The 3363-nt window shown below is 47.5% G+C and carries 1 protein-coding gene; it reads left to right on the top strand.

The features are described 5' to 3' along the window. Nucleotides 1-3363 (top strand): hypothetical protein (locus KDK17_RS08225; protein ID WP_257287824.1); only part of this gene is annotated, 3363 nt, incomplete at both ends.

The following is a 3363-nucleotide window of genomic DNA, read 5'->3' as shown; positions in this document are numbered from 1 at the left end:
CCAATACCTGCCTGTTGTCACCGATCCTTCGGGCGCAACTTATGTTCTGGTGGACGTGCCAGAGACTAATAGCGCAGCTTTTCCGGATAATCTGCGCAATATCCTGTTTATGCTTCAGTCCTCAGGTCCGCTGACGGAGGATACGGCCCGGACGCTGATTAATACCATTCAGTCAGCCTATTCCCACCACTCAAAGTACTACCTGCCAGAACAGTGGCTCATTGAAAAAATTAACCGACTGACGCAGGTTGATCTGGTCACACTGGCCACTGAAATTAATAGCGTCGACACGCAGTATGAGATTGCTCCAAGCCTGATGCGAAAACTGTTGTTTCGCCTGGTGAGCCGCGCAGTGATGGCCCTGGAAAGCGGTCGCACACCCGATATGCAGGAGAAGCTCCTGATCGCAGAATTATCCTCCCGGATCCCCGATAGTAATACCATGGTCGTCGAGCTCCCGCCTCCGGAAAGCCGTGAACGCCTGGTTTCCCTGGACCCTTTGCTGCCCTTCGGACAGGATATCCATTCTCGCTCGCGAATCACCCTGGGCGCTCGTTCGCCATTTTTTTTCTCAACCATTGAGGATCGTGCCTATCGCTCTCAGTTGCGTGAGCTGGCGCAACTGGGCGGATTGCCTGAAGAGCTTGAGCCTGTGCTTCGTTATTTCGACAGACCTAATGAGCTCATCGATAGCCTTATGGCCTGGCGCAAATGGGAGATAGAGACTGGTATTAAGAAAAAAAGGCCGGATCTTGATCTTCGGCTGGAGCACAACCGTTTGATCGCGGACAGTCAGGTGAATGTCTTGCAATGGGAATTAGAGAGGCCTGTCATCATTCAGGTTGGACTGTCAGATGTACGACCAGATTCGTCTGATACCCGTCTGGCCCGGGTGATAGCCCAATCCTACGGGATGGCGCTGTTCCTGCAACTGCGGTCAGATTATGCAGCCCCACGCGATATCGTCAGGGCCATGGAGATATGGCAAACGGATTACCGTGATGATCCTGATGGTGAATACAGTTTTGACAAGAGTCTGACACTGCGGCAGTTACCGGAAACAAGAGATCAGCTTTACCAGACACTGATCCTTGACAGTGATGATCGCGATCTTCAGTTTGCCCGGGGCGATGTAGATGATTTCCAGCATGCACTGGAGGTATTGTTTCGGGAAAAGAATCTCGCCCGTTCGGTCAGAAACGTTTTTCGCCACCTTGCAGTAGAGCCGATGACCTTTGTTGATACTTTTGTAGAGGCTCTGGTTCAGGTACACACAGATTTCTGGAAACAGATGCGGGATTCGGAACTGCTGTCTGCGCTGCAGTTGAAGGCATCGGATTACCGGACATTGAAAAAACGACTAACCAACTCTCGTTTACCCGCCAAAAACAGGGGCAGATTATTATTAGATCTGGGTAATATGGAAAACCCGCCAGACAAAACTTCGTACACGGGCACAATCCCTTCTCATTACATGGACGTCTATAGCAAAGGAATAAAGGAGAACAGTCCAGGAATTATCATTGAAGTGACACCGGTTTCCTACGGCGGTCAGGGTTCGCAGTCAAAGATCGCGATCTTGTTCCCTGCCCGGTTGATCAAACATGCTCTGGAAAAGAATGCTCCTTCAGATTACTTGTTTTCAGTACAAAATAAGATTATCAAAACCCTTCGATGGCTAAGAACTACCTCTGATTTCAGGGGTTTTTCCAACACCCTGGCGAAAAAACGGAGCCAGGTCTTTGGCAACCTCCAGACTCTGGTGAATCAGGGTGTTATTGATGGTTCTGCCGGTACAGGCTTCGATCAGGTCAAAATACCCGACTCTGTCCGGCTATTACTGGTCATTATTCCTCCCGGTTCAGCCGCTAGAGAAACGCCGGAACCGGTCCTGATCAATAATGCCGGTTGTGTCCTGAAAATGGATCCGGGCCAGTATGTCACCGAAGGCAAAATGCTGGTTGAACAACATCACACTTTATCAAACCTGATAGTTCGTTATGTGGTTGCATCCAATCTGTTGAAAGGGGTCAGCAGCGATTCACAAAGCATTCGAAAAAGAATTCTGCATGAATTTGGTGTTGAGGAACTACAAAAAAATATAGAAACTTCAGATATCCCTGTAGACACTCATAAAGGACGGATCGGTCTTGAAATAGAGTATGATGTCACAAATGTCGATGCTGAATCGAGAGTAGAACTGGCGTATACTAAATTCCCTCCTGGTGAGCGTATTAGCCAAATTTATCGTAATATGCTCGTGTCTACTGATTCAAATAATCGTCGCTCTATCATTGAAGTCATTACCGGCCCCTTAGCTCTCTCGGTTTATCTAAGTGAATCCTCGGCTTTATTTCGTGCGACCAATACGATGGCCTCTGCTTTAGCAAAAATACCTGAGGGTGGTTCTACCGTTAGCGATTTAGTTCAGGCTTATAATGACGAGCTACTGGGCAATGACCCCAATGATCAATTAAAAGATTTCCGTTTAACCAGCTTTAATGATTTTAAAAACACTAAAGTTTCATTGCTGCCTGAGGCGATAGGGGTCGGGTCGTTACCTCCTCATGTTCAGGTTAACATTGGCGTCGAACTTAGCATGCTTTGGGATATAACATCTTATATTCCCTGTCTTATAGCTCCGAGAAAAAGTGACATATTAAGGGACGTTTTTCAGTTGAGCCAGTATAAAGCCTCTCTCATTTCAGAAACACTGAATCTGAATTCTGACTTACTGAAATCCATGCTTACCATTCATTTGTACAAGCAGGCATTAGACAGTTCAACCGACAAATTTTATAGGGGTAAGATCGGGACTGCAAACACACCCATTACTCAACTTGAAGGATTACTGAGGCTGGGTACCGGCGATTTTTTAATGACGGTCATCTCTGATTTGGATGCCACACAACTCAAGTCGGCCATCCGGGATTACAGCTGGCAAGCTTTTAGTTCGTTGATGCAGCAAACGGTCAGTGAGCTGGCCACAATGGGATCCAGGGCTGAAGGGTTGGGCAGAGAGTGGAAGGTTCCCGAACAAAAACTGGAAGCCAGATTAAAATTGCTGTTTATCGACCTGTTGGATTACCGTATCGAACATGGGCAGATGACTGTTCCCTTAATTGATGCCGGAGATTTTTTCGAATTACCGCAAGGCAAAAACAAAGCATCGAAACTGGGTTACAAAGATGCCATAAATCCAGCCTCAAGTCGGGGTATCACTTCTTATTTCAATGAAGAGAATGAAGTCCGTTACCTCGGCGTTCTGGAGGTTCGGGAGCCCTGGCCTGCTCTCAGCAGGATGGGTTTTGAGCCTCCCGACCTTTTCACGACTGCACTAATAAAGTCCGTTCAGAACCCGGG

Origin of the sequence: Endozoicomonas sp. SESOKO2 (assembly GCF_024606245.1) — a bacterium.
In the GTDB taxonomy this organism is placed as follows: domain Bacteria; phylum Pseudomonadota; class Gammaproteobacteria; order Pseudomonadales; family Endozoicomonadaceae; genus Endozoicomonas_A.
Note: the sequence above shows the minus strand (reverse complement) of the source record. Positions and strands in the feature narration are given on the sequence as shown.